Source organism: Colwellia psychrerythraea, assembly GCF_000764185.1.
In the GTDB taxonomy this organism is placed as follows: domain Bacteria; phylum Pseudomonadota; class Gammaproteobacteria; order Enterobacterales; family Alteromonadaceae; genus Colwellia; species Colwellia psychrerythraea_B.
On record NZ_JQEC01000040.1, the window covers coordinates 105,141 to 127,941 of the forward strand.

At 37.2% G+C, this 22,801-nt stretch carries 18 protein-coding genes; 12 read left to right on the forward strand and 6 right to left on the reverse strand.

Annotation, left to right across the window (positions count from 1 at the left end):
- The first annotated feature begins 43 nt into the window (after positions 1–43).
- The 7 genes from GAB14E_RS08840 to GAB14E_RS08815 all read left to right on the forward strand — a co-directional run bounded on the left by GAB14E_RS08840 (position 44) and on the right by GAB14E_RS08815 (position 10,329).
- On the forward strand, positions 44–802 hold the full coding sequence (locus GAB14E_RS08840; protein WP_033082912.1) for an ABC transporter ATP-binding protein: 759 nt from the start codon (positions 44–46) through the stop codon (positions 800–802).
- Positions 799–3,234, forward strand: a complete 2,436-nt coding sequence (locus GAB14E_RS08835; RefSeq protein ID WP_033082913.1) for an ABC transporter permease — start codon at positions 799–801, stop codon at positions 3,232–3,234. The genes GAB14E_RS08840 and GAB14E_RS08835 overlap by 4 nt, the downstream gene beginning before the upstream one ends.
- A gap of 249 nt (positions 3,235–3,483) precedes the next feature.
- Entirely contained in the window at positions 3,484–3,924 is a 441-nt protein-coding gene (locus tag GAB14E_RS08830; RefSeq protein ID WP_156115742.1) for a hypothetical protein, read from the forward strand.
- A gap of 448 nt (positions 3,925–4,372) precedes the next feature.
- Positions 4,373–5,641: an endonuclease/exonuclease/phosphatase family protein gene (locus GAB14E_RS08825; protein WP_033082915.1), complete on the forward strand. Its 1,269-nt coding sequence runs from the start codon at positions 4,373–4,375 to the stop codon at positions 5,639–5,641.
- Between the two features lie 406 nt (positions 5,642–6,047).
- Complete coding sequence (locus GAB14E_RS08820) at positions 6,048–7,412, forward strand: sigma-54-dependent transcriptional regulator (protein ID WP_033082916.1); 1,365 nt, start codon at positions 6,048–6,050, stop codon at positions 7,410–7,412.
- Between the two features lie 505 nt (positions 7,413–7,917).
- Entirely contained in the window at positions 7,918–8,613 is a 696-nt protein-coding gene (locus GAB14E_RS0123145; protein ID WP_197061219.1) for a metal-dependent hydrolase, read from the forward strand.
- Positions 8,614–8,976: 363 nt separating this feature from the next.
- Complete coding sequence (locus GAB14E_RS08815; RefSeq protein WP_033082917.1) at positions 8,977–10,329, forward strand: sensor histidine kinase; 1,353 nt, start codon at positions 8,977–8,979, stop codon at positions 10,327–10,329.
- A gap of 32 nt (positions 10,330–10,361) precedes the next feature.
- Here the strand turns inward: GAB14E_RS08815 and GAB14E_RS08810 are convergent, their stop codons facing one another.
- Positions 10,362–12,170: a hypothetical protein gene (locus GAB14E_RS08810; protein ID WP_033082918.1), complete on the reverse strand. Its 1,809-nt coding sequence runs from the start codon at positions 12,168–12,170 to the stop codon at positions 10,362–10,364.
- Between the two features lie 374 nt (positions 12,171–12,544).
- On the opposite strand from GAB14E_RS08810, the gene GAB14E_RS08805 reads away from it, so the two are divergent.
- From GAB14E_RS08805 to GAB14E_RS08790, 4 genes are all read left to right on the forward strand, one after another.
- Positions 12,545–12,925: a BlaI/MecI/CopY family transcriptional regulator gene (locus GAB14E_RS08805; protein ID WP_033082919.1), complete on the forward strand. Its 381-nt coding sequence runs from the start codon at positions 12,545–12,547 to the stop codon at positions 12,923–12,925.
- Positions 12,926–12,998: 73 nt separating this feature from the next.
- On the forward strand, positions 12,999–14,558 hold the full coding sequence (locus GAB14E_RS08800) for a M56 family metallopeptidase (protein WP_033082920.1): 1,560 nt from the start codon (positions 12,999–13,001) through the stop codon (positions 14,556–14,558).
- 235 nt (positions 14,559–14,793) lie between these two features.
- On the forward strand, positions 14,794–16,206 hold the full coding sequence (locus tag GAB14E_RS08795) for an MBOAT family O-acyltransferase (protein WP_033082921.1): 1,413 nt from the start codon (positions 14,794–14,796) through the stop codon (positions 16,204–16,206).
- Positions 16,181–17,458: a hypothetical protein gene (locus GAB14E_RS08790; RefSeq protein ID WP_033082922.1), complete on the forward strand. Its 1,278-nt coding sequence runs from the start codon at positions 16,181–16,183 to the stop codon at positions 17,456–17,458. Before GAB14E_RS08795 ends, GAB14E_RS08790 begins: the two co-directional genes overlap by 26 nt.
- A 92-nt stretch (positions 17,459–17,550) precedes the next feature.
- Here the strand turns inward: GAB14E_RS08790 and GAB14E_RS08785 are convergent, their stop codons facing one another.
- The 3 genes from GAB14E_RS08785 to GAB14E_RS08775 form a co-directional block, all read right to left on the reverse strand.
- Positions 17,551–17,931: a hypothetical protein gene (locus GAB14E_RS08785; protein ID WP_033082923.1), complete on the reverse strand. Its 381-nt coding sequence runs from the start codon at positions 17,929–17,931 to the stop codon at positions 17,551–17,553.
- A gap of 183 nt (positions 17,932–18,114) precedes the next feature.
- Positions 18,115–18,891: a DUF4097 family beta strand repeat-containing protein gene (locus GAB14E_RS08780; RefSeq protein ID WP_033082924.1), complete on the reverse strand. Its 777-nt coding sequence runs from the start codon at positions 18,889–18,891 to the stop codon at positions 18,115–18,117.
- A 114-nt stretch (positions 18,892–19,005) separates the two neighbouring features.
- Positions 19,006–19,998, reverse strand: coding sequence for a YeiH family protein (locus tag GAB14E_RS08775; RefSeq protein WP_033082925.1), 993 nt, complete (start codon positions 19,996–19,998; stop codon positions 19,006–19,008).
- Positions 19,999–20,159: 161 nt separating this feature from the next.
- Between GAB14E_RS08775 and GAB14E_RS08770 the strand changes: the two genes are divergently transcribed.
- Entirely contained in the window at positions 20,160–21,035 is an 876-nt protein-coding gene (locus tag GAB14E_RS08770; RefSeq protein ID WP_033082926.1) for a LysR family transcriptional regulator, read from the forward strand.
- A 144-nt stretch (positions 21,036–21,179) separates the two neighbouring features.
- Here the strand turns inward: GAB14E_RS08770 and GAB14E_RS08765 are convergent, their stop codons facing one another.
- Both GAB14E_RS08765 and GAB14E_RS08760 read right to left on the reverse strand, forming a co-directional pair.
- Positions 21,180–21,587, reverse strand: coding sequence for a GFA family protein (locus GAB14E_RS08765; RefSeq protein WP_033082927.1), 408 nt, complete (start codon positions 21,585–21,587; stop codon positions 21,180–21,182).
- A gap of 92 nt (positions 21,588–21,679) precedes the next feature.
- Positions 21,680–22,618 (reverse strand): hypothetical protein, encoded by a 939-nt coding sequence (locus GAB14E_RS08760; protein ID WP_033082928.1) that lies wholly within the window; start codon positions 22,616–22,618, stop codon positions 21,680–21,682.
- Positions 22,619–22,801 lie beyond the last annotated feature (183 nt).

A 22,801-nucleotide genomic window follows, 5' to 3' on the forward strand; every position in this document is an offset into this window, starting at 1 on the left:
TAGTAATAACTGATTAGTAAAATTAATTACAAAGGACTAAATTATGACCAAACACATAACTAAAACAGCACTTATCGAACTAAAAAACATCCAAAAAGTTTACTCTAAAATAGATATGGAAACCCATGCGCTACGCGATATTAACATGGCGATATATGAGGGCGATTACATTTCAATTTCGGGTCCGTCGGGCTGTGGTAAATCAACACTGTTATCCATTTTAGGTTTATTAGATACGCCGACCGATGGCAGCTACTTAATCAAAGGCCAGCAAGTAGCAAACTTAACCGCAGACCAGCGAGCTGAAATTAGAAACCTACATATTGGTTTTATTTTTCAGGCGTTTAATTTAATTGATGAAATCAGCGTTTATGACAATGTTGCGCTCCCCCTTAAATATCGTGAACCAAAGTTATCGACAAAAGAAGTAGACGAGCAAGTGATGAGCAGTTTAAAAAAAGTAGAAATGCAGCATCGGTGTTCACATAAACCCAATCAGCTTTCCGGTGGCCAACAACAGCGTATTGCCATTGCCCGTGCATTAGTTGGCAAGCCAAGTATTTTATTGGTAGATGAGCCAACCGGTAACTTAGACTCTAAAAATGGCGACTTAGTGATGGCCTTATTAGATAACCTTAATAAAGAAGGCACCACTATCTGCATGGTTACCCATGACCCTAGATATGCTGATCACGCCAAGATTAAATTGAATTTATTAGACGGTATTATCTTGGATAACATAATTTTAGATAACATGACGCTAGATTCTTCATCCCAGAGTGGTTTACAGGAGGCAGTATGAGCTTTTTAATTAACGAAATTAAAACCACCGCCGCTAGCCTTTCTCGCGTACCTGGTTTTGTACTTACTACTGTATTTACCTTGTCACTTACCTTAGGAGTGTTATTGGCTGCTTTTAGTCTTAACCATTTATTAATATTTAAAGCATTGCCCTACCCTGATGCGCAGAACTTAATTTTAATGGAACAAGAGCTGCAAGAAGGAGAAAGAAAGTACTCTGGCTCACAATATTTTGTTGCGCAAAAATTGATGTATCAACAGCAAAAAAGCCTAACAAGCATGGCCTTGGTATTTCGCAGTAGTGCCATCTTAGCAAGCTTGCGCGATAAACCATTAACAGAAATCAGCTATGTTACCCCTGAGTATTTCGACATGCTTGGTGTACCTGTCGCTCTTGGCCGTGGTTTTACCGAGCAAGAGAACATTGATAGCAATACGGCAAATGCCTTAATTAGCGAACAGTTATGGCGTGAACAATATGGGGCAGATGCCAATATTATTGGTCAAAGTATCACCCTAGGTGAGCAGCAATACAAAATAGTGGGTGTTGTTGCAGCAAGTTTTGTTGAGCCAGCTAACTTTACGGATGATGCTAATTCACAAATTTGGTTACCGTGGGATTTTCATGGTCAGAATGAAGAAACTTGGAACTATGTTTACAGTCAAACAGCGGCTATAGGAAAATTATCACCAGCAACAACTATTGACCAAGTGAGCGATGAGTTCAATGCCTTAGTAGACCCAATATTTCAACAAAATGGCCGTGTGGGTCATGCTAAACATCAAGTTATCATCGCCCAATTTCAAGACTTACAAGTTGCCATAGTAGGTGACAATAAATACATCGCTTTATTAATTTTACTGGGAGCTGGAGTATTACTACTTATAGCTTGTGCCAATATTGTTAATTTATTTTTTTCACGGGCAGCACAAAGACAACGTGCTTTAGTTATTCAAGCCACATTAGGCGCAAAACTAAAACATTTATTTTTTACCATTTGGTTAGAAAGCTTGTTGTTATGTGTCGCGTCGATGGTTATCGGCCTAGTGATTGCAGGCTGGAGCATTAAGTTATTACGCAGTGTTGCAAGCCATGCATTACCACGCTTAGCTGAACTATCATTAGATTTAACCGCTATTGCTTTTGCCTGTACATTAACGCTGACTTTATCACTGATATTTGCTGTTATCACCTTAAAACTGATTAACCACAAACAGCTAATTTCACAATTACAATCAAGTGGTAAAGGCACTGGCGCGCAAGTAAATAGCAAGGTGCGTAATACACTCGTTGCCAGTCAAATTTGTTTAGCAACGCTATTATTAATCGTCACTAGCTTAGTAATGACTAATGCCCTTAAGGTGCTAAATCATCCCCTAGGTTTTGAAGATGAAAACCTCTATAACCTGAGGTTAGATATTGGTGAAGGCTACCCAGAAAAAGAAAGTAAAAGGCAACTTTCTCGTGATTTGCTAGCGCAACTAAAAAAAATGAATGGCGTAGTAAATATATCACGCGCAAGTAATGCCCCAATCAGACGTGGCAGTAACAATACAGGACTTTTTAATAACGACAATGTTAAGTTAGGCCACTTCGCCTATGTATCCATCGATGACAATTACTTTAATACTGTGGGTTTAAAAATACTTGCTGGCCGAAGCTATAATCAGCAGGACATCAGAAACGATAGCGATACTATCATTTTAAGTAAAACTGCTGCGACAAAAGTAGTTGCGGCCATGGGTGATGGTAACGGTAAGATTGAAGACATTATCGGTAAGGTCGTCTATTCAGCTGGTGGTGATACTTGGACAGTTATTGGTGTGGTCGACAATGTATATAACCCTTACAACCATGAAAAAAGTCAGGGTGCGAAAATGTATTTTGGGAGCTCTCGCACAAATTTCATTATCAGAATGCAAGCCGGTAATACTTTAGCAAAAACACAGATTATCAATTTACTTGATGAGTACTTTTCCGATATTAAAGTATGGCAATTCACTTCGGTTTCAGACATCCATGAGCAGCTGGTTTACCAGAAAAAACTCACTTTATGGTTAAGTTTAGTCTTAGGGATTTTTGCTTTACTCTTGGCTGCGGTTGGTATTTATGGTGTTATTAGTTACAACAGCCAAATGCGCCGCTATGAATTAGGTATCCGCATGTCATTGGGCGCCAAGAGCAAACGCATTTTACTTGAGTTCATTGGTGAGTCTCTTACCCCTATTGCCGCAGGTTTTTCCTTAAGCCTACTATTAGCGGTGATACTTTATAGTTGGGCACAGCAGCATATTAACCAATGGCTGAGTTTTGACTGGGTGATGATATCAAGTAGCTTATTAGTACTAATTACCATTGCTTTAGCTGCTTGTTATTTCCCTGCTAAAAAGATCATTGCTAGCGATCCCATTAAGGCACTGAGAAACGAATAGTCAACGAATAGTCAACGAATAGTCAACGAATAGTCAACGAATTGTGCGCAGTAAACAGTATTTACTGCACAATTTTATTAAAAATCCAACAATTTATTACGACTCAACAAAGGATTTACGCGAGTTTTAAGCACTATGAATATAATTTTTTATCCTTATTATGAGGTTAGCTAAATAATAAGCACATTCCTGCTTATCAAGATGGTAAAATTAATTTCTAATAACCCCTTCTCAATAAAAAACTTAATTATGAAAAAGCTTAAACTAGTTATTACTACGCTTGCGGTATCATTTATTTGTACTACTTCAGCGCATACCGATCCACATACACACAGCAACCATAGCCAACTTATTGAACTACCATCGATCAAAAAGGTACCTTCAATTGATATTTATTCAGAGAAAGATGCAGTCAATGGTTATAACATTAAGCTAGAAGTCAAAAATTATCTGCTCGAATCACCTAATAACACTGATAATGTTCACTCAACTAATATAGTGAATGGTCATGCACACCTTTATATTAACGATACAAAGGTAATGCGTATTTATGGTAATAGTTTTCATGTGCCTGAAAACGCTCTGCTTTTGAATACTAATAAACTCGAAGTGACTCTCAACAATCATCACCATCAAACATGGTCAGCAAATGGAAAACCAATCAAGGATATTATCTTTATCAAAAAGTAACCCCTTTAATTGAAAATGCTATAAGCTATTTCTATCAAGTTCAGCTCAGTATTTTTGTTTATACCATTAAGCTGACAAAAACTCTAAGAGATAGCTTGCTGCAAGAAAAAATCCATTCATATACTCGGTATTTAGACTTTCCTTCGAGGTAACTCTAAATTGTGACCATTCATTATTTAACATCACGTAACATCACGTAACATCATCTAATTTACCTCTCCATAATTTGATATCATCTAACAAGATAATTACAATTACTTCAATAGGTTAACCAATCTCAATTTGATATATTTAGCCCCGAACACCATGTTAAAAAAATGTTAACTTCGCCATTAAAATGCTTCACTTCGTCAAAAATACCGAAGGGCTGTATTCAATATGAAAGTAAAAATACATTAAATTGAGAAATAAATAACCTTTATGAAAACAATAAATAAGGAAGTAAATAATGTTATCGATTAAAAAAACCGGTCAGGCAATTCTCTACTCTATAGCACTGTCTTGCCCACTTGTATTCTCAACCGTTGCAATTGCAAAAGAAGTTAAAATTGTTAGTTATAATGCATTGTCGGGCAGTAATTGGGAAACACGTATGGACGATGTAGCGCGAGAAGTACTCGCTCATGACCCCGACATCATCGCCTTTCAAGAAGTATTACCATCGCTTAGGCGTAGAGGTACTGATGATCAACAGTCAGGTCTTGAACGTGAATTTTCTGATGATAAATGGCAATTTTTTCGGTGGAATCAAGAATTTGGCCATCGTAACTGTGCACCAATAGTAGTAAACACTGATCGTTTCACTGTAGTCGCCAATGGTAGTCTAATTTTAGATTTCACTGATGAAATAACAGAGGCTCAATGGCAAGATTTATGGGACTTACATGATTATTTTCATAAATCTCACACCTTTGTTGAGATCCGTTATGTAACTTGGGTAGTTGTCGAAGATACTGATGGTAAACGCTACTCAGTTATGAATACTCACTACGAAACCTACCCTGAAGCAGAACACGGCGCACCAGAAGATCCGGTAAAAAAAGCTTACTTTGAAGAGCTGTTACACCGTGTTTTTGTGCATATGTCGACAAAATCTGTTGAACAAGGTGAAATTTTACGTCAAACATATAATGCTTCACCAATCCTAGTAGGTGATTTTGAATATGGAGACTTAACAGACCCAGCAATTAAAACCATTGTTGATGGCGGCTATTCCGATACATGGTTAGCGCTGAATGTTGAAAGCAATAAAAATAGAAGGCCAGCTCGCGGCATTGATCATATTTTTGCATCAAATGAGTTAACCGTAAAAGAAGCCTTTTATGATCTTGATGCAACAGCCTCTGATCACTCTCCTCTTATCGCTGTAATTGATTTAGATGGCACCACTATTACCGATCTAGGTGAAGCTGAAGCTCAAACAACCATCATAGAGCAAGGCATGGCATCAGCAGAAAGTAAATGGCAGCGTTTTTCTTATACCGTTGAAGAAGGTGTTAGCTCACTTAATATTATTTTACAGGGTGGTGAGGGTGAAGCCATTCTTTACCTTCGTGAAGGCGAAAGTATTTCACGTAAAAAATACGATTGCATGGCGACAATCAACGACCATTCACAAGAATGTTTGATTGAAAACCCCAAACCAGGTAATTGGACAATAGGCCTTTATAAAATATCCGCTTACAGTGATAAAACATTAACCGCCGTTACAGAATAGACAGTCGTTAGTCAGTGAAAATCACCCTAATAGGGAGTGATAAGACTCTTAAATATACAATTTCGCATTAAAAGCTCTTTTAGCTAACAACGTTAGCTAAAAGAGTCTTCGGATACTTCAAGCAGTCAGCGAAGCCTTATATTCTAAAACGATAAGTTGTTGCACTGGCTCTTTGAATTATCCTAGTTGTAGTTTAATATTGCTAAGAAACGTACAAGATACATAATTCTATCCGCTAAACTCTATAAACACATTTTGCCTTAGGCATAGTGTTATGAATCATATCCTGTAGCGTTTTGCTAGTGAAGATCACTCTTATCACTTTAGCAAGACAACTGTTAAATTAGCTTATTGCGATATACATAACAGCAATATGGAACACAGCATTAAAAGAAGAAACAGCAAGATGAAAAAAACAATAATTGTAGTTGATGATCAAAGTGACTTGCGACTATCCGCTAAATTTATTTTAGAAAATTACGGCTTTAATGTCATTGAAGCCGAATCTCCTCTGCACGCGCTTGAAGTTATCGCTGAGCAGAGTGTAGATTTAATGCTGCTCGATATGAATTTTCAGTACGATACCACGTCCGGCAAGGAGGGCTTGGATATGCTGAAAACTTTAAAAGATAAAAACCATCATTTTCCGGTTATTGTTATGACTGCCTGGTCTACGGTAGAAATTGCCGTTGAGGCCATTAAACTCGGCGCTAAAGACTTTATTGAAAAGCCCTGGAAAAATCAGCGCTTAGTGCGAATAATTGAACAGCAATTTCAATTAGGCTCTGTACAACTAGAAAACAAACGCCTCAAAGCTCAACGTCCAAACAACGATGTATTTATGCTTGGTGAATCCGCCGCCATGCAGTTAGTACTTACTCAGGCTAAAAAGCTGGCAATAACTGATACACCAATTTTAATTACCGGTGAAAATGGTACCGGAAAAAGTATGTTGGCAAATTTCATTCATCAACATTCGGCGCGCAGTAATGAAAGTTACGTTACTGTGAATATGGGCGCTATTCCTGAAACGCTGTTTGAAAGTGAACTTTTTGGTCATACCAAGGGCGCGTTTACCGATGCAAAAAAAGACCGTATGGGCCGTTTTGAAGCTGCACAATCGGGTAGTTTATTTCTCGATGAAATTGGTACCATTCCGCTAAATCTACAACCCAAATTATTACGTGTACTTGAGTCGGGTCAATTTGAGCCCGTTGGCTCAAGTAAAACCTTACAAGCACAAGTCAGGTTAATCGCCGCTAGTAATATCGACTTCCAACAAGCTATTGCTCAAGGTGACTTTCGCCAAGATCTATATTATCGAATCAATACTATCGTGCTTGATATTCCGCCACTGCGAAAAAGAACAGAAGATATTTTACCGTTAGCCGAGCACTTTTTAGCTCAGAAAAGCCAAAAATATAACAAGTCTGATTTATTCCTATCTGAGCAAGCCAAAAAAGCCTTATGTCAATACGACTGGCCGGGCAATATTCGTGAGCTGAGTCATGTTATTGAACGCGCGGTATTATTGAGCGACACTGATGAAATAGAGATCACTGGTTTAACTGATCAACTAGCGCTTGGCAATAATGGCACTAATAATAGTGAGATACCCTTTATGACCATAGATGAGGCCGAGCAGCAATTAATTAAACAAGCGCTGCAAAAATCTCAAGGCAGAGTTATTGAAGCGGGTGAATTATTGGGTTTAGGAAAGAACGCGATTTATCGTCGATTAGAAAAATATCAAATTGATTCAAAAGGTTAATTTAAAAACACGTTAATTAAAACGGTACTGAAAATCTCCCCCCAAGTATTACCCGTCGATGAAATAGTTACTACATTAAGTAATAGAGACTCTATCGCAAGAATACAGTCTCTTGATCTCAATTTTAGATACCATAAGTTAACTAAGGGGCTGATAAACGATAGTGATCATTAGATGCACTAGGGAATAGCATAAAAATTACCGTTAGCTCAGGACTTTTTAGATGATAAAAATCAGAAATAAAAGAAACACTATGTACTCTTATAGAACAAGTCTTGATTAAACAAGCATTACAATAATATCAAGACAGAGGCATTGAAGCTGTGAATATCAATGTTACTGGTATTTATTACCTCAGAAGAGGGGAAACGCCTTACTCGGCTGATTAATTTTTGGGTAAAGTGGCTGTATATCGTGTGATTATTTTTTAATAAGTTCAGCTTGTTGATAGCAATTAGATCAAACTGAAATTACACTGCTTCTTTTTATTTTTGAGTCATTTACTTTGGCAAACTTTCAAACACATTTTACCTCTGGCGTGTGCATAAGCAGTTTGTCAGCGACGGCGTTATTGTCGACTTTACTTATCAGCCCGCTTGAAGCGTTATATTTGGCACTAATAGGCAGCTTTGGTGGATTTTTACCCGATATAGATTCAGATAACTCCCATGCATTAACCATTATTTTTACTTTGATCAGTGTAATATTTAGCTTTATCACCGTCATTTTTATTTATAATCAGGTCTCTGTACTTGAATTATGGCTGGCAGCGGCCGCTGTATTTCTTTTCAACCAATATTGCGTAAGGGCTTTATTTGAGCGTCTTACCGTACACAGAGGAAATTATCATTCTTTACTGGCCTGTGTATTGTTTTCTTTGCTAAGCGTAGCGACATGTCATTTTTTAAAACTCAGTGATTTTTTTTCCTGGGCTGCTGGAACTTTTACTTTTTTAGGTATGTTAACCCACCTAGTTTTAGATGAAATCTACAGTGTCGATTTAATGAATATCAGTATTAAACGTTCTTTTGGCAGTGCCATTAAACCCATGGATATCAGTTATCCCTGGACCTGTGCGTTTTTTTTATCACTCAGTGCCGCTTTGATCTACTACGTACCTTCACCACAGGAGGTTATTCACGCTATGCAAAAATCAGAACCTGGCATGAGATTTTTACCTGACTGGTTAAAATTTCTTTGAGGTATGATGGCTATAGATTAAACGATAAGATAAAGAGCAAATTAACTTAAAGGTTAGTTTAAAGCGCATCTATACCTAAGTCACCTCAAGATGCAGGATTCAGCTGGAAATAGAAACGTCTTTAGGCAAGGTATTGATTGAAGAGAATAGTTATTCTATTGTCGAAGTCAATAACGTAGCGTAAAGCATTTCTAAGCCAGCCATTTTGGGACGTCTGAGCAAATCATATTCATCGTTGTGTAGTTAATTAAGGGAACAACCATTAATGAAATACACGCCTTGAACATGAACCGCTCAGGCGTCCTGAAACGAGCATATTGAAGTGGCTTGGGTATATAAATAAATGAATGGAGAAGTATCAAATTGATTAAAGATGTTAGCTTAGAGCGCCACTTTAGCTGGCTTATTATCGCCAGTTTATTGCCAACCTTAATGCTGTTTATTGCCATGGGCATTAGCTTTGATTTCCACTTGCTCGGTTGGTCGACAGTAGGTTTGCTTCTTGCCATCATTTACAGCTGTTTAGTGATAGCGCTCTATCGATTAGTTATCACCCCTTATTACAGCTTAACCAGCTTAACCGAAGCACTAAAAATGGAAGATTATAGCCTCCGAGCTAAGTCCCCTTTTAGCCAAGGTATTGTCGCTAAATTATTCAATGAATTGTCCAGCCTTAGTCAAAGTTTGCAAGTAAACAAAAGCCGCTATGACCAACAAATGTTTTTACTTTATGGCTTAATTGAACAACTAGAATCTCCGGTATTAATTTTAGATAACAAAGATCATCTACAACATGCCAACCCCGCAGTAAGCCAGCTTTTTTCGGTTCCTTGGCAAACACTAAAACAAAGTCCTGCGACAAAACTTGGTTTAGTGAAGGAGAATTCTTTTTGGCGTTTCGATGACAAAAATCCACTTAACATGGGCAATAAGTGGCAAATAAGACAAAGTGAATTTAAAGAAAACAACAACAATTACCAACTATTAATGCTCAATAATATTAGCCAAGAGTTACAGAAAAACGAGCAGCAAGCTTGGCAAAACATTATTCGTATTCTCAACCATGAAGTGCGTAATTCTTTAACACCTATTTCGGCATTGAGCCAAAATCTATTGGAAATGCCAGATCTAACAGCAGAGCAATGCCAACAAGCTATTAAGATTATTGATAATCGCAGCAACAACCTATTAGCCTTTATTGATAGCTACTCAAATTTAGCCAAATTGCCCTTGCCTAATATTCAACAGTTTGACTTAACTGAACTATTACAAAGCATTGCCAGTTTAGTACAGCAAGTGACAGTTAAACTTTCTAGCACATTAATCATCAAAGCCGATAAAGGCCAACTTGAGCAGGTATTGCTGAATTTGATTAAGAACGGCAAAGAAGCGCAGCTTTCAAAAACTAAGCCAAATAATGACTTAACTCAAGAATCAAAACCTAACCAAGCAATTGAAGTACAGGTGTTTAAAACCGAGCAGAAAGTGATCATCAAAGTATTTGATCAAGGCTGTGGCATAGCTAATTCTGCCAACTTATTTGTGCCTTTTTATACCACTAAAGAGACTGGCTCAGGTATTGGTTTAGCATTAAGTAGACAAATAATTAGCAACCATCAGGGGGAATTAACTCTGACTAACCGAACTGATTTAGTAGACTTAACATGCTTAACAGGTGCCGTTGCGACGATAACCCTGCCCTTGCTAATGAGCTGATTTATAAAAATAACAGGCTAATTTTTAGTCTGTTAATCATTTTGCGGGTTAATACATTTAGATAATAGCCAGCACCAATCAACTAAGTCTTCAATAACTTGATCATAGTTACACTTGGTCGCTCGCTGATTTCCTTGACGTAAGTACAAACAAATTGCGTACTCATTATCCATTTTATCAATAAGATGTAATTCTATCCGACGAGTTTCTTCACTCTTCATTTGATCATGGTGTTCTTTTGAAAAACTATTTCGCAGATCACTTTCATGGGCATGATCAAAATCATGACCATATTGTGCATTAATGCACATGATGACAACCTTATTTAAATAGACCTCACTTTGCTTAATTTCTGCGAGAGATAATTTAATATCAGCATTTTGATTATGATGGCGAAATAAAGATACACTCTGCTCTAGTTCATTGAATTTAAAAGAAGTTAACTGATTATCTAATACCCCTTTTAGAGAGGGGGAATTGGACTTTAACTGTGATTTTACTAAAAACCAAATGATAAAGAGCATTATCACTAATAAAACCCGGCCAATACTTATTTGTTGAGCAATTTTTTTGGCAAAGTAATAAGTATTAATTTCGATTTTATTTTTATTTTTTATTTCGGCTGATTTTACTTGATTCGACGTTAATGCGTACAATAAATTATCACTATGGTTGAATAATACTGGCTCGCCATGATGGGTAGTATGCAAGCTAATTTGGCTAAGACTACTTATTAATGATGGATCAATTGACCAGATTATCTGCGCAGGTAACTGCTTACCTTTTTGCTGGGCCAATGACATAGCAGTAAGATGCCAAGCGCCACCTTTTTTTTGTATGCTAAGTAGCTTGCCATATAAATGACTGAACTCACTGCCTTGATAGAGTACTCCAGTGATAGCATATGCTGGTATGTCGTTCTGCCTTGCAACAAAACTGGGTAACTGTTTTCGCCAATCTTGCCCTTTAGCTGCCAAAGAAAAGTGTCGCTGTAAATTATATTCATGTGCTACTAGCAGTTTATCCGGATACTTTTCAGGCCAAAAAAACTGAAATATTTTTTGCCCTCCCTGTAAGAAAATCACCTCATCTAAAACTTCACTTAGTGCTTCAGTAGCTATTACAGCGGAATTATTTTCTTGTGACGGGTCACTTTCGGATGATTCTTTATCCGGATTTATGCGTAAAATAGCACCCGAATATAATGATTCTGATGCTATTTTTTCGCTGTTACTTAAAGCAATATAAAGCAAACCATAGTCTTCTTGCCAAGGTTTTGAGCTGGGGTTAAATGCCAATTGAGTGATGGAAATACTATTATCAGGCAGTGCAAGTCGAAGGACTTCGCGTTGAGAGCTAATAAAAACTTTCTGTTGATTGTGATCGTAGCGCCACTGCGTGATCACAGCATCATACTTATAATTTATATCACTATTTAAAGGCTTCAACCTGCTTAAGTTATTTTTTTTATTAAAGCCTTCAGTATGGGCGGTATACAGTGTTGCATAGCCTGAACGATCTGAAAATTTAAAGTTTGGGTGCACAGCCAAAGCAGTTAACTTTACTTTTTTGAATAATTGTAATGACCGGCTTAAGTCTAATATCGGCTCTGATAATATGGTATCTCCGGTAATTAAAAAAATGTCTCCAAGTTGGCTGCCAATAAAGTATTGCTTGTTTTTAAGTGGGTTTGGCAGTGGAGCAAGCCATTGATGTTCTGTGCTTTCACCAAAAGTAAATTCAGCAACTTCATTCAAATAATAATCTGACGCGAGACTAACTTTAGTAAAAAATGATGCGCCGAGTAAGCAAGCTATTAATAACAATTTTACTGAGTTCATAACGTTAAGATACCTTTCCCCTTCAGTCATAAATTCCCTCCTATTTGCTCTGTATATAAAGCTAATTATTTTCTTATACTTATAGTAAAAATAGAATATCTGACTAATTAAGCAATTTTCATAGCCTTTTTACCCAAAGATGGCAGCTATATGTCCTTTTACCTTGTTTAAAATATTAATTTATCGCCATTATGGACGTGCTCAAGTCATAAAACATGACAGCTAAACCAATACTTTCAGTGCCATAAAACGATTTAACATTTTATTTTCTCACTACAATTTAACTACTGCACTTCTAAAAACTAATTAATTAGTTGATAAAAAATTAACCAGCCGCTATAGTATTTAAAACTAATTAATTAGTAGGAAGAAAAATGGCACGTAAAAAATCGACTCAACTCACCGATAGTGAACAAAGCATCATGGAAATTCTTTGGAAAAAAGAGCAAGCCTCGGTACGAGAAATAACCGATACACTTAGCGAAGAAAAAACGACTGCTTACACCACGGTGCAAACCATGTGTAAAATTTTGGCGGACAAAGGTTATGCTGATTTTCACAAGGAAGGTAAAGCATTTATTTATACCCCTAAAATAACGCAGAAAGATGCTCGAAAAGGTGCACTGACTTCTCTACTTAATAAGTTCTTTGGTGGTTCGCCAGAAGTACTGGCGCAACATTTAATGCAAGAAACAGATATTGAGTTGGATGATTTAGCCGCATTGCAAAAAGAAATTGATCGCAGCGACGATTAGCTGCGCTGAGATTTTTAGCTGTAGGTTAAAACAAAAAATAAAGACAGAAAATAAAAGATAAAGGTACGTCAATATGATCGCTCAATACACACTGTTAACCACATTAGCATTACACCATATTGTCATTGGTGGCTTACTGATACTGACTCTTTTAGTACTAAATAAAGTGCTAAAAACCAGTGCAGAAATGCGTAGCTGGGTATTAATGACTGCTTTTATCACCTCAACGTTAGTGCCGTTAACATTGCTTTCAACAACGTCAGCGTTACCTGTAGCGGCCAAGCTAACATCGACACCAGCAAGCACTGTGATTAATCAGAGTGCAGTTCAATCGAACATAGAAAATGTTGTTGCGCCATTACAGGAGCAAACCTTATGGCACATGCCCAGTGAAATTGTTTTTCAATTTAGTGGAATATTAACGGCTCTTGTTGTGGTTTGGGTTATTGGCAGTTTATGGCGCAGCCTGATGGTGTTTGGCTCGTTTTGGCGCACTAGAAACCTGATAAAAAGCTGTAAAGCTGTGCCGCAAGATAATATTCAAAAGCTTGTAGTTGATGCTGATGTTGAAATATTTACCTCAACCCAAGTTAGCTCGCCTATGGTAGTTGGCCTCAGGTCACCGAAAATAATTTTACCGGCAAATATTCTTCAGCAACTGAGTAGCGAGCAATTAGCGCCAATAGTATTGCACGAGCTTGCTCATATTCAACGGAATGATATTTGGTTTAGTCATTTTCAAGAGTTTATTGCTGTGCTGTTTTGGTGGAGTCCAGTGATTCGTTTACTTAATAACAAAATACATATCGATAGAGAATTGGCTTGTGATTTACGAGCCGTAAAACAACTGAACAATAACAAACAATATGCCCAATCACTGATTGATTGTGCAAAATTAATGATTACCCAACAACGGAGCGTATTAGCCATGGGATTATTTAGCCAGAAGAAAGAATTGAACAATCGCGTTAGCACAGTGCTTAAAAGTAAAAGGCTGAAAACACCAAGCATGTTAACAATTATTGGTGTCTGCTTAGGTTTATCAGTATTGACGATTAAAGTTTCACAGGCATTTGTACCAAAAATCAGCATCAATGATACACGACAAAATGCTCAACATTATTCATTACTGCCATCTGCACAAGGTGAGCAATTAATTGCTGCGGTAATGCAAAATGATATTATTACTATTGAGCATTTACAAAGCCGAGGTGTTGATATTAATACACCAGCCATTGGTGATGGCACTGCATTGATTATTGCCGTCAAGCAAGATAACCGTGAAATGGTGCAAGCACTAATTAATTTAGGCGCCAATGTTAATCAATCATCACAAGGTGATGGTAACCCATTAATTACCGCAGCCATGACTAACAATATCACCCTAGCGCAATTACTTATTGATAATGGCGCAAATATAAATGGTATCGTAAGAGGTGATGAAACACCTTTAATTAATGCCACTAGAAGAGGTTATTTTGAGATGACTCAGTTACTTGTTAACCACGGTGCAGATGTTAACTTGTCGGTAAAAACAGGTTTCTCTGACGGTCTTAAAATTCGTTCACCGCTGAACATGTCACGTAACAGCGAAATAACTAACTTCCTTATTGAAAACGGTGCCATTGAATAAGTTTTCCATAACAATGCTAACCACATTGCCCGAAATCACTTCATATAAATTGAGACGATAGAACTCAAAGCCACTTAATCATTTAACGTAAAGACGAGCTACGTACTTTCCCTAATCCACGCCAATCATTTTAAAAATGTAGGCCTTAGGCTCGATAGACTCGTCTTTAAAAAAGAGAACAACATGAGTTTATTAGCTAACAACTACGCTGTAGAGCAGAAAACAGGAGGCCACAATGATATTTAATACTCCTATATTTTTCTGGTTCTTTTGTATATTTATCTTATTTTATGGTTTTGCCTTTTTAAAGCAACCCCCTAAAATTTACCTGCTGTTAGTCAGTAGTTTAGTATTTTACGGCGCTTGGAATTACAGCTTTATTCCGTTATTAGTCGGTAGTGGTATCGCTGATTACTTTATCGCTCAGGCCATTTTCAATAGCTCAGGCCAACGAAACAAAAAGCGCTGGCTGATCTTATCACTGGTAATTAACTTAGGTATTTTAGCGACCTTTAAATATGCCGACTTTGCCATAGAATCCGTTGCTGATTTACTATCAGTCTTGGGCTATCAAGCATCGTTTACTACGCTTTCTTGGGTACTGCCGGTTGGTATTTCTTTTTACACCTTCCAAAGTATGAGTTACACCATAGATGTTTATCGTGGTGATATGAAACCACGTAAAGGCCTAGTTGAATTTGTCGCCGCGTTGTCTTTTTTCCCACAATTAGTCGCTGGCCCCATTCTTAGAGCCAAACATATTTTGCCGCAGATGCACGCGATATCTATGCCTAAGTGGCTAGAAGCCAAACACGGTTTTTTATTAATTACTGTTGGCTTAATCAAAAAAACTGGCGCGGATATTTTAGCTATTCCCGCAGATAAAGCTTTTGCCGCACAAGAGTCGTTAAGCACCTTAGAAATGTGGACTGGTGTACTGGCTTTTGCCGGACAAATCTATGGTGATTTTTCAGGTTATACCGACATGGCCATTGGTTTAGCTATATTGCTCGGTTTTAATATTCCGCTCAACTTTAGAGTGCCGTACTTTGCTAAATCTCCAGTCGATTTCTGGCGCAGATGGCATATATCTTTATCAAGCTGGTTAAAGGATTATTTATACATATCCTTAGGTGGCAATAGAAATAATAACCGTACCCGTAATGTATTTTTAACCATGTTATTAGGCGGTTTATGGCATGGCGCGGCTTGGACATTTGTTGCTTGGGGTGCGTTTCATGGCGCAATTATTACCCTGACCCATTACCTGGCTAACTTGAAAATATTCGACCGTTTTAATAACAGCAATACTTTAGTCGTCAGCTTTTTTAAGTGGGCTATTACCTTCTATTTAATTCTTATTGGTTGGGTATTTTTTAGGGCAACCGACATTAATAGCGCGATAACCATTATCGGCAATTTACATACCTTTGGCAGCGCCAGTGAGTTAGGTGCAAATGCTTGGACCATATTTATCTTAACATCAGTGTGGGTACTACTAATGCATGTCATGGACTACTTTGTTATTAAATCAGCGGACAAATTGGAAAATAAAAACGGGCAGTTTTGGTTGCTAATTATTTTAGGCCAAGCCCTTTGTTTATTAATAGGAGAACCAAGTAATGAATTTATCTACTTCCAGTTTTAATGAAAAAGGCATAAAAAATATGGATACATCAATAACCACTGATGAGCAGGCATCTTCAGCTCAAACTCTTGCCCACGCTGAAGATAGGCAGGTATTTATCAAAATAACCTTAGCCATTGTACTGGGCATGATGGTAGCTATGGGTTTAGTGCGCCTGTTTCTCGATGCCAACGGCGCTAATAAACAAGGTATTTTAGGGCGGGTATTACAAGCACAAGCAGCTGTACCAAAAATTATCGCCGAGCCCAATGATTTGGTAATGTTTTACGGTTCATCTATGACTCGCGCCGGATTTTCTCCACGAAAATTTGATCGTGACCTACAAAAAATGGGCAAAGACATTAGCTCATTTAATTTTGGTTTTGGCGGCTTAAACCCCTACTATCAAGACTTATTATCAAGACGTATTGCCGAGCAGTTTATTGAAAAAGATAGAAAGCTGAAATTGGCCTTGATTGAGTTTAACCCTTTTCAAACCACCAGCACACGTTGGAACAGAGCTAAATTTTCTTTAGATTCATTTATTACTATGTTGTCTAACGATGCAGAGTTATGGCAGATTTTACAAGAAGATCTAAGCCGAGGCATTCACTTATTTAACATTAAATATATCCGTAATCATGTCTCCGCTGAAATGGTCACCAGCTATTACTCTCGCGAAATTTTTCCACCCGAACGTGGGCAAAGATTTAAAGATGATAAAGAGACTATTGCTGCCCGTAGAAGTTTAGGTAAAGAATTAGGTGAGTTATTCGAAAAAGAATACCCTGACTATGATGGCTCAGATTGGTACTACCCTTGGCAAGGCGCAGGCACTATTCCACAGGAGCGTTCTGCCGAGACACTGGCAATTTTTGATGATTATTATGCCGCTACACAAACCGATGCGCAGATGAAAAATGATCGTTTAAGCCGTATTCGGTCTGCTGATATTGAAGAGCTACATTTCGAACCCTTTTTGGTCGAGAGCTTTATCGGCATAGTGAAAAACTTTCAACGTTTTTCCGACAAAGTTGAAGTGGTTATGTTACCAAAAAATAGTCGTTACATTCATTATACGCCTGAAGCAAAGATGCGCTTAGCACAGGCAATAAAACAAATTGAACAGGCTACGGGTATCAAGATAAATAACCATCAAGATATCAAAGAGGTTAATGCGGATATGTATCGAGATACTACCCATTTATCACGTTATCGCGGTGATATTGCTTATACTGACTTCTTACTTAGCGAGTATGCAAAGGTATTGTAAATTGCTTGGGCTAGCGTAAGTTTATTAAGCGCTAGTCCACAAAGAACAATATGAAGCAACTTGGCAATACCCGTATTTGAAGATAAGAAATATTAATTTAAGCTTTTTAGCCAATTCATCGCATCTTTTTCATTATTAAAACTTTTGGTTTGTTGCGATGCTCTGGAGGGTGACAACATATTAATAACGTCTAACATTGTGCTTGAGGTGATAACCATGGCTTTGGCGATGAGCTTTTGCTGATTCAACCAAACATTATAACTTTCCAATTCCTGATAAGCTTCAGGGGTGCCCCCTAAGAACTCTAAGTTATTAGTGAGAATTGAAAAACTTTTATCCTGTAAGTCATCAACAGCATCTCTTATGCAGTTAGTATATTTCTGTGCTCCGTATTCATTAAAAGCACCGATAGATCGCACAAGAATTATATTATCAATGACTTTAATCGTCACCTCGCCGTGTTCAATATTCATCTTTCACCTATCATCAAAAGCTTACCTCAAGGTATATCACAATTAGTGATTAAATAATTGATCTAGTTTATAAAAACTTACTGGATAATAGATACAAAAAAAGCGTAACAATCGCTTGTTACACTTTTCTTTCTTATTTGATATTAGCGTAATACTAGCAACTTAACTGCTACGAGATTGAACTTATATTTCTTTAACGCGGACACTACCACCACTGGTTTTTAATACCAGTTCAGGACCACCACCATTGATAGTGCCTTCAATTTTACGTTTGCTGATCTCACCATCTACGGCAAACTCACTGCTAACACGACCACCACTGGTTTTAGCAGTAAGGTTTACTGCTACATCTTTAGCTAAATAAGCGGTAATAGAGCCACCAGAAGTTTTTAACTTACTATCTTTAGTTGGATTTTTAGATAATTTTAACTCAATGTTACCACCAGAAGTTTTTGCATTAATTCTGCCAATGATGTTATCCAAGTCTAAACTACCACCCGAGGTTTTAATATTTACATCCCCTTGCAAATCTTCTAACGATATTGAACCGCCTGAAGTGTATGCGTCAACTTTTCCGGTGAGGTTTTCAATTTCAATAGAGCCTCCGCTGGTATTAAGATCAATGTTATAAGTTTCTGGCAGGGTTACCTTATAAGTGACTCTTATCTTACTGCTACCAAAACCACTGCGATCAAAATCACCTTTGATACTGACATTGTCACCACTCTTTTTTAAAGTAACTGTCATATCATCTTCATTTTTTCCGCTAATTTCTACTTCAATCAATACCGTTTCTTTTGCATGGGTTTCAATATCAATAGCGCCGACATCTGTAGTAACTTTCAATAAACCACCATTGGCAACTGTAAATTCTTTATTGATAGTTTTCGCTTGCAAGCCACCAGCCATTAACAAAAGTGCTATCGGCGCGTACTTAAATGATTTTTGTATGTTTAACATTGGGTAATCTCCATTTATCTTTATTAGTTTTTAATCGTTTTAATATGAGATGCAAACAAGTTATAAAAGGTTTAAATTTATTTTCAATTAATGACTTTTATATTCAGCAAAGCCTTAAGTTAACCAAGCTGTTAAGAAAAATCCACCTAATATTAATATGATGAAGAGTAATAAAGCTAATAATAACGGTTTAGGGCCAGCTGCTTTAATTGTCGTCCAGCGAGTATGTGCACCCAATGCTGCCATAGCCATTGCTAATGAAAATTGACTAGCAAAGCTCAAAGTTGTTTTAAGCATTTCAGGTAAAACAAAAACGCTATTGAGCATAGCCGTAACCATAAAACCAAGCACAAACCAAGGCATAACAAGACGACCTTTTTCCTTTTTATCGCTGTCACTACTACGATTTAAACGCGTTAAGACAATACTCAGCATAATTATGAATGGTGCCAACATCATCACACGAATGAGTTTTACCACCACCGCCGTTTGCATAGTTTCAACATTGATACTTTGCCCGGCAGCAACCGCTTGAGCAACTTCATGGGCAGTACTACCAATATATATACCAAAAGACTGGTCGTTCATCGCGACCCATTGATAGATAAATGGGTAACTAAACATAGCAAGTGTGCCAAATAGCACTACAGTAGCAATGGCAACGGTAATATGTTCTTGTTTTGGTTTAAGTACAGACTCAGTTGCTAAAATAGCGGCAGCACCACAAATAGCACTGCCTGCGGCAGTTAATATTGCGACATCACGATGTAACTTAAACACCTTAATGCCGACAAAAGTACCAACAGTGAAGATGGTAATAATCACAATAAGATCAATAAACACTGCTTGCCAACCAACCGCGATAATTTGCTGAAAACTCAAACCGAAGCCAAATAATATAATGCCTAACCTGAGCATTTTTTGTTTACAAAAATGTGCAAACTGATGGTCTTTTTTATCTTCCACTCTTAATGAAAAATGGCCATAAAACATGCCTAATAAAATAGCTAACGGTAACGCACTTAAACCAAAAGCTGATACTTGAGGAATACTTGCTAGAGCAATTGCCAATAAGGCAATGATTGGTAGAGTTATATAAGTTGGCATAATGCACCTCTTTTCTAATATTCAATGTACTAGTAACTAAATCATTAATCACTTTATGGAATATAATATATCGCAACACCATTAATAAGAATAATGGATACATTTAATGTATAGTATTCAAAAAACCGAACAATAATCTATTATCAAAGGTTGGCGGGTAGATGAGTATTTCAATAAAGAGATTGCAACTATTTGAGGCTACGGCACGTTTAGGTAAACTTACTAAAGCCGCTGATGAACTTGCTTTGAGCCAATCGGCGGCCAGTCAAGCATTGAAAGAGTTAGAACAGAGTTTAGGTTATCCGCTTTTTGAACGGGTTGGTCGAGATTTATTGATCACAGAAAATGGTGTAAAGGCTCTGCCCAAAGTTCGTCAAATAGCCGATTTACTAGATAGCTTAAAACTCGCTAATTTAAATACCATGAGTGGTGTCTTGCGTATTGTCGCCAGCGCCACCATAGCAACTTATTTACTACCTAAATTAATTGCTAAATTTGTTAAAATTTACCCTGAAGTAGCACCCGAGATACACATAGGTAATACCCAGATGGTTATCGACCATTTAGACAAAGGCAAAGCATCTATTGGTTTGATAGAAGGCCCCACAGTGCATAGGCACTTACAAATCACCCCATGGCAAGCAGACAAATTACAGGTTTTTTGTCCACCTAATCATCCATTAGCAACAAAGGCAGTCATCAGCCTTGAGCAACTGCAACAACAAACTTGGATATTACGTGAACACGGCTCTGGTACACGAGCAATTTTTGATGCCGCCATTGAACAAGTAGGTGCTCAAATTAATTTAGGCATAGAACTGACTAGGCAAAGTGCCATTAAAGAATCAGTGAAAGCCGGTTTAGGTTTGGGTTGTTTATCACAACTATCTATTGCTGAAGAGTTAAATAATGGTGGTTTGGTGGCATTGAAATCACCATTAAATTTATCACGTCGTTTTTCTTTAGTGACCAACAAAGAATACCAGCACAACTTGTTAACACAGACGTTTATCGATTTTTTACTTAAGATGAACTGATAAAAATGGCTTGTCGCAGTTAAACTAAGTTGGAAACTGGCAGCCGCACCAATAAAATAATTAACTAAGCCGTAACAAATGTCATTACTAATAATATCAATACATTAGATGGCAGCACAACCAGATTTTAACTGTACAATAAAGTTAGTCAAACTCTATCTGTTGTGGCAAAGAATCACTAATTTCGTACCATGGCGCTTTACTGCCAACATAGACATGTCGGGTAGCTTTTACTTTGGGATCGTCATCTAACGTACCTAAAGGAAAGCCAAGTAACTCTGGAGCACTATCAAATTTGGTAAATAAACTAGAGCCACACTCAGAGCAGAAACTCTTATGCTCACCTTTCGACGATTCATATAATTTAATGTACTCTGCACCAGCAAGTGTGTGCCAATCTTTTGTGGCAATTTTTGCTCTTGTTCTAAAAGCTGAAGCATGAAGTTTACGACACATAGAGCAATGGCAATTAAGCACATCAGTTAATTCCCCTGTGATTTCGTATTTCACTTTTTTACACAAACAACTTCCTTTTAAACTCTGTAGTGACATAGTTAACTCCTATTTGATGATTGATTCCGGCGCTGAAAACTGTAATCCAATACAGTAACACCCTTACATGATGTTCCTAAACGATATCCAGATTATATTTCTAGACGGTGAATTGTTGAAACAACGTTGGCCAATGCTTCATCCATTTCAACATCATGATATGAATTATATTTCTTCCCCGTTCTTGACGCTAAAAAATCAACCATTAAATAGTTATCGATATCCAACGCTTTAACTTCTCGGATTAAGCTATCATCTAACTTTAGAATAGCTAAAGCGATAACCCTATTAGCTTGTTGGTTATATAAACCATAGTGTTTAATAGTATTGATTGCTGCCTGATCTACCTTGTATTGCTTAAGCCGCAATATTTCATTTTTGTTGATTTCGGTTAAACCTAAGCTTTGCATCTTATTAACAAATTTTTGGTTAATATCGAGGATGCTAAATGCGAGCATTTCACCTGCATTTATGTTGGTGAACCCTAGTTGATAAACCTCATTAACTTTAATCGTATCAATATTATGTTCATCAAAAGCTATCATCTCTCCTAATGAAATTGAATCAAATCCTAGCGCTTTGATTTCTGCAATGTATTTCGGGTCAACTTCTTGGGCTTTAAAAGCGATGACTTCACCGGCGTTTATGTTTGAAAATCCTAGTTTTCTTATTTCCTCAACATATTTTGCATCAATATCATGAGCAGAAAATCCAATTAACTCTCCAGCATTCATATTGCTTAAACCAATTTTTTGAATTTCCTCAATATAAGAAGCATTGATATTATGCTCCTTAAACGCAATGAGTTCTCCGTGGCTTAACTGGTCAAAACCAAACTTAGCTATAGACTCAACAAATTGAGGCGTTATCCCGTAATTACTGGTTATTTGATCGTTATTTAGTTGCTCAAAGTTGTACTCGTTTGCATTTATACCCGATATTTGTCCGACAAATAACATACTACCCATAACAGTGCTTTGTATTAACGAGGGGGTTATCGCTTTTATTTTTGTCCAGAAGTGAATATTCATAGTGAAACCTTTTGTTTGTTTATTTCGAATAAACATTATTAAAACTGATAATTATTACTACGTAGAAAAAATGAAAAGGTTGTCTGAATAAAACATTTAATTTGAATTAAAGGGATTAACTGGGAATATATAATCGAAAAAGGCAGCTAAAAAGCTGCCCAATAATAAAAAATCGTTAATTAA

Bases quoted from the DNA above. Each gene is read 5' to 3' on its own strand.
- GAB14E_RS08840 (WP_033082912.1), top strand. From the start codon at position 44: ATGACCAAACACATAACTAAAACAGCACTTATCGAACTAAAAAACATC.
- GAB14E_RS08835 (WP_033082913.1), top strand. From the start codon at position 799: ATGAGCTTTTTAATTAACGAAATTAAAACCACCGCCGCTAGCCTTTCT.
- GAB14E_RS08830 (WP_156115742.1), top strand. From the start codon at position 3,484: ATGAAAAAGCTTAAACTAGTTATTACTACGCTTGCGGTATCATTTATT.
- GAB14E_RS08825 (WP_033082915.1), top strand. From the start codon at position 4,373: ATGTTATCGATTAAAAAAACCGGTCAGGCAATTCTCTACTCTATAGCA.
- GAB14E_RS08820 (WP_033082916.1), top strand. From the start codon at position 6,048: ATGAAAAAAACAATAATTGTAGTTGATGATCAAAGTGACTTGCGACTA.
- GAB14E_RS08810 (WP_033082918.1), bottom strand. From the start codon at position 12,170: ATGAACTCAGTAAAATTGTTATTAATAGCTTGCTTACTCGGCGCATCA.
- GAB14E_RS08805 (WP_033082919.1), top strand. From the start codon at position 12,545: ATGGCACGTAAAAAATCGACTCAACTCACCGATAGTGAACAAAGCATC.
- GAB14E_RS08800 (WP_033082920.1), top strand. From the start codon at position 12,999: ATGATCGCTCAATACACACTGTTAACCACATTAGCATTACACCATATT.
- GAB14E_RS08795 (WP_033082921.1), top strand. From the start codon at position 14,794: ATGATATTTAATACTCCTATATTTTTCTGGTTCTTTTGTATATTTATC.
- GAB14E_RS08790 (WP_033082922.1), top strand. From the start codon at position 16,181: ATGAATTTATCTACTTCCAGTTTTAATGAAAAAGGCATAAAAAATATG.
- GAB14E_RS08785 (WP_033082923.1), bottom strand. From the start codon at position 17,931: ATGAATATTGAACACGGCGAGGTGACGATTAAAGTCATTGATAATATA.
- GAB14E_RS08780 (WP_033082924.1), bottom strand. From the start codon at position 18,891: ATGTTAAACATACAAAAATCATTTAAGTACGCGCCGATAGCACTTTTG.
- GAB14E_RS08775 (WP_033082925.1), bottom strand. From the start codon at position 19,998: ATGCCAACTTATATAACTCTACCAATCATTGCCTTATTGGCAATTGCT.
- GAB14E_RS08770 (WP_033082926.1), top strand. From the start codon at position 20,160: ATGAGTATTTCAATAAAGAGATTGCAACTATTTGAGGCTACGGCACGT.
- GAB14E_RS08765 (WP_033082927.1), bottom strand. From the start codon at position 21,587: ATGTCACTACAGAGTTTAAAAGGAAGTTGTTTGTGTAAAAAAGTGAAA.
- GAB14E_RS08760 (WP_033082928.1), bottom strand. From the start codon at position 22,618: ATGAATATTCACTTCTGGACAAAAATAAAAGCGATAACCCCCTCGTTA.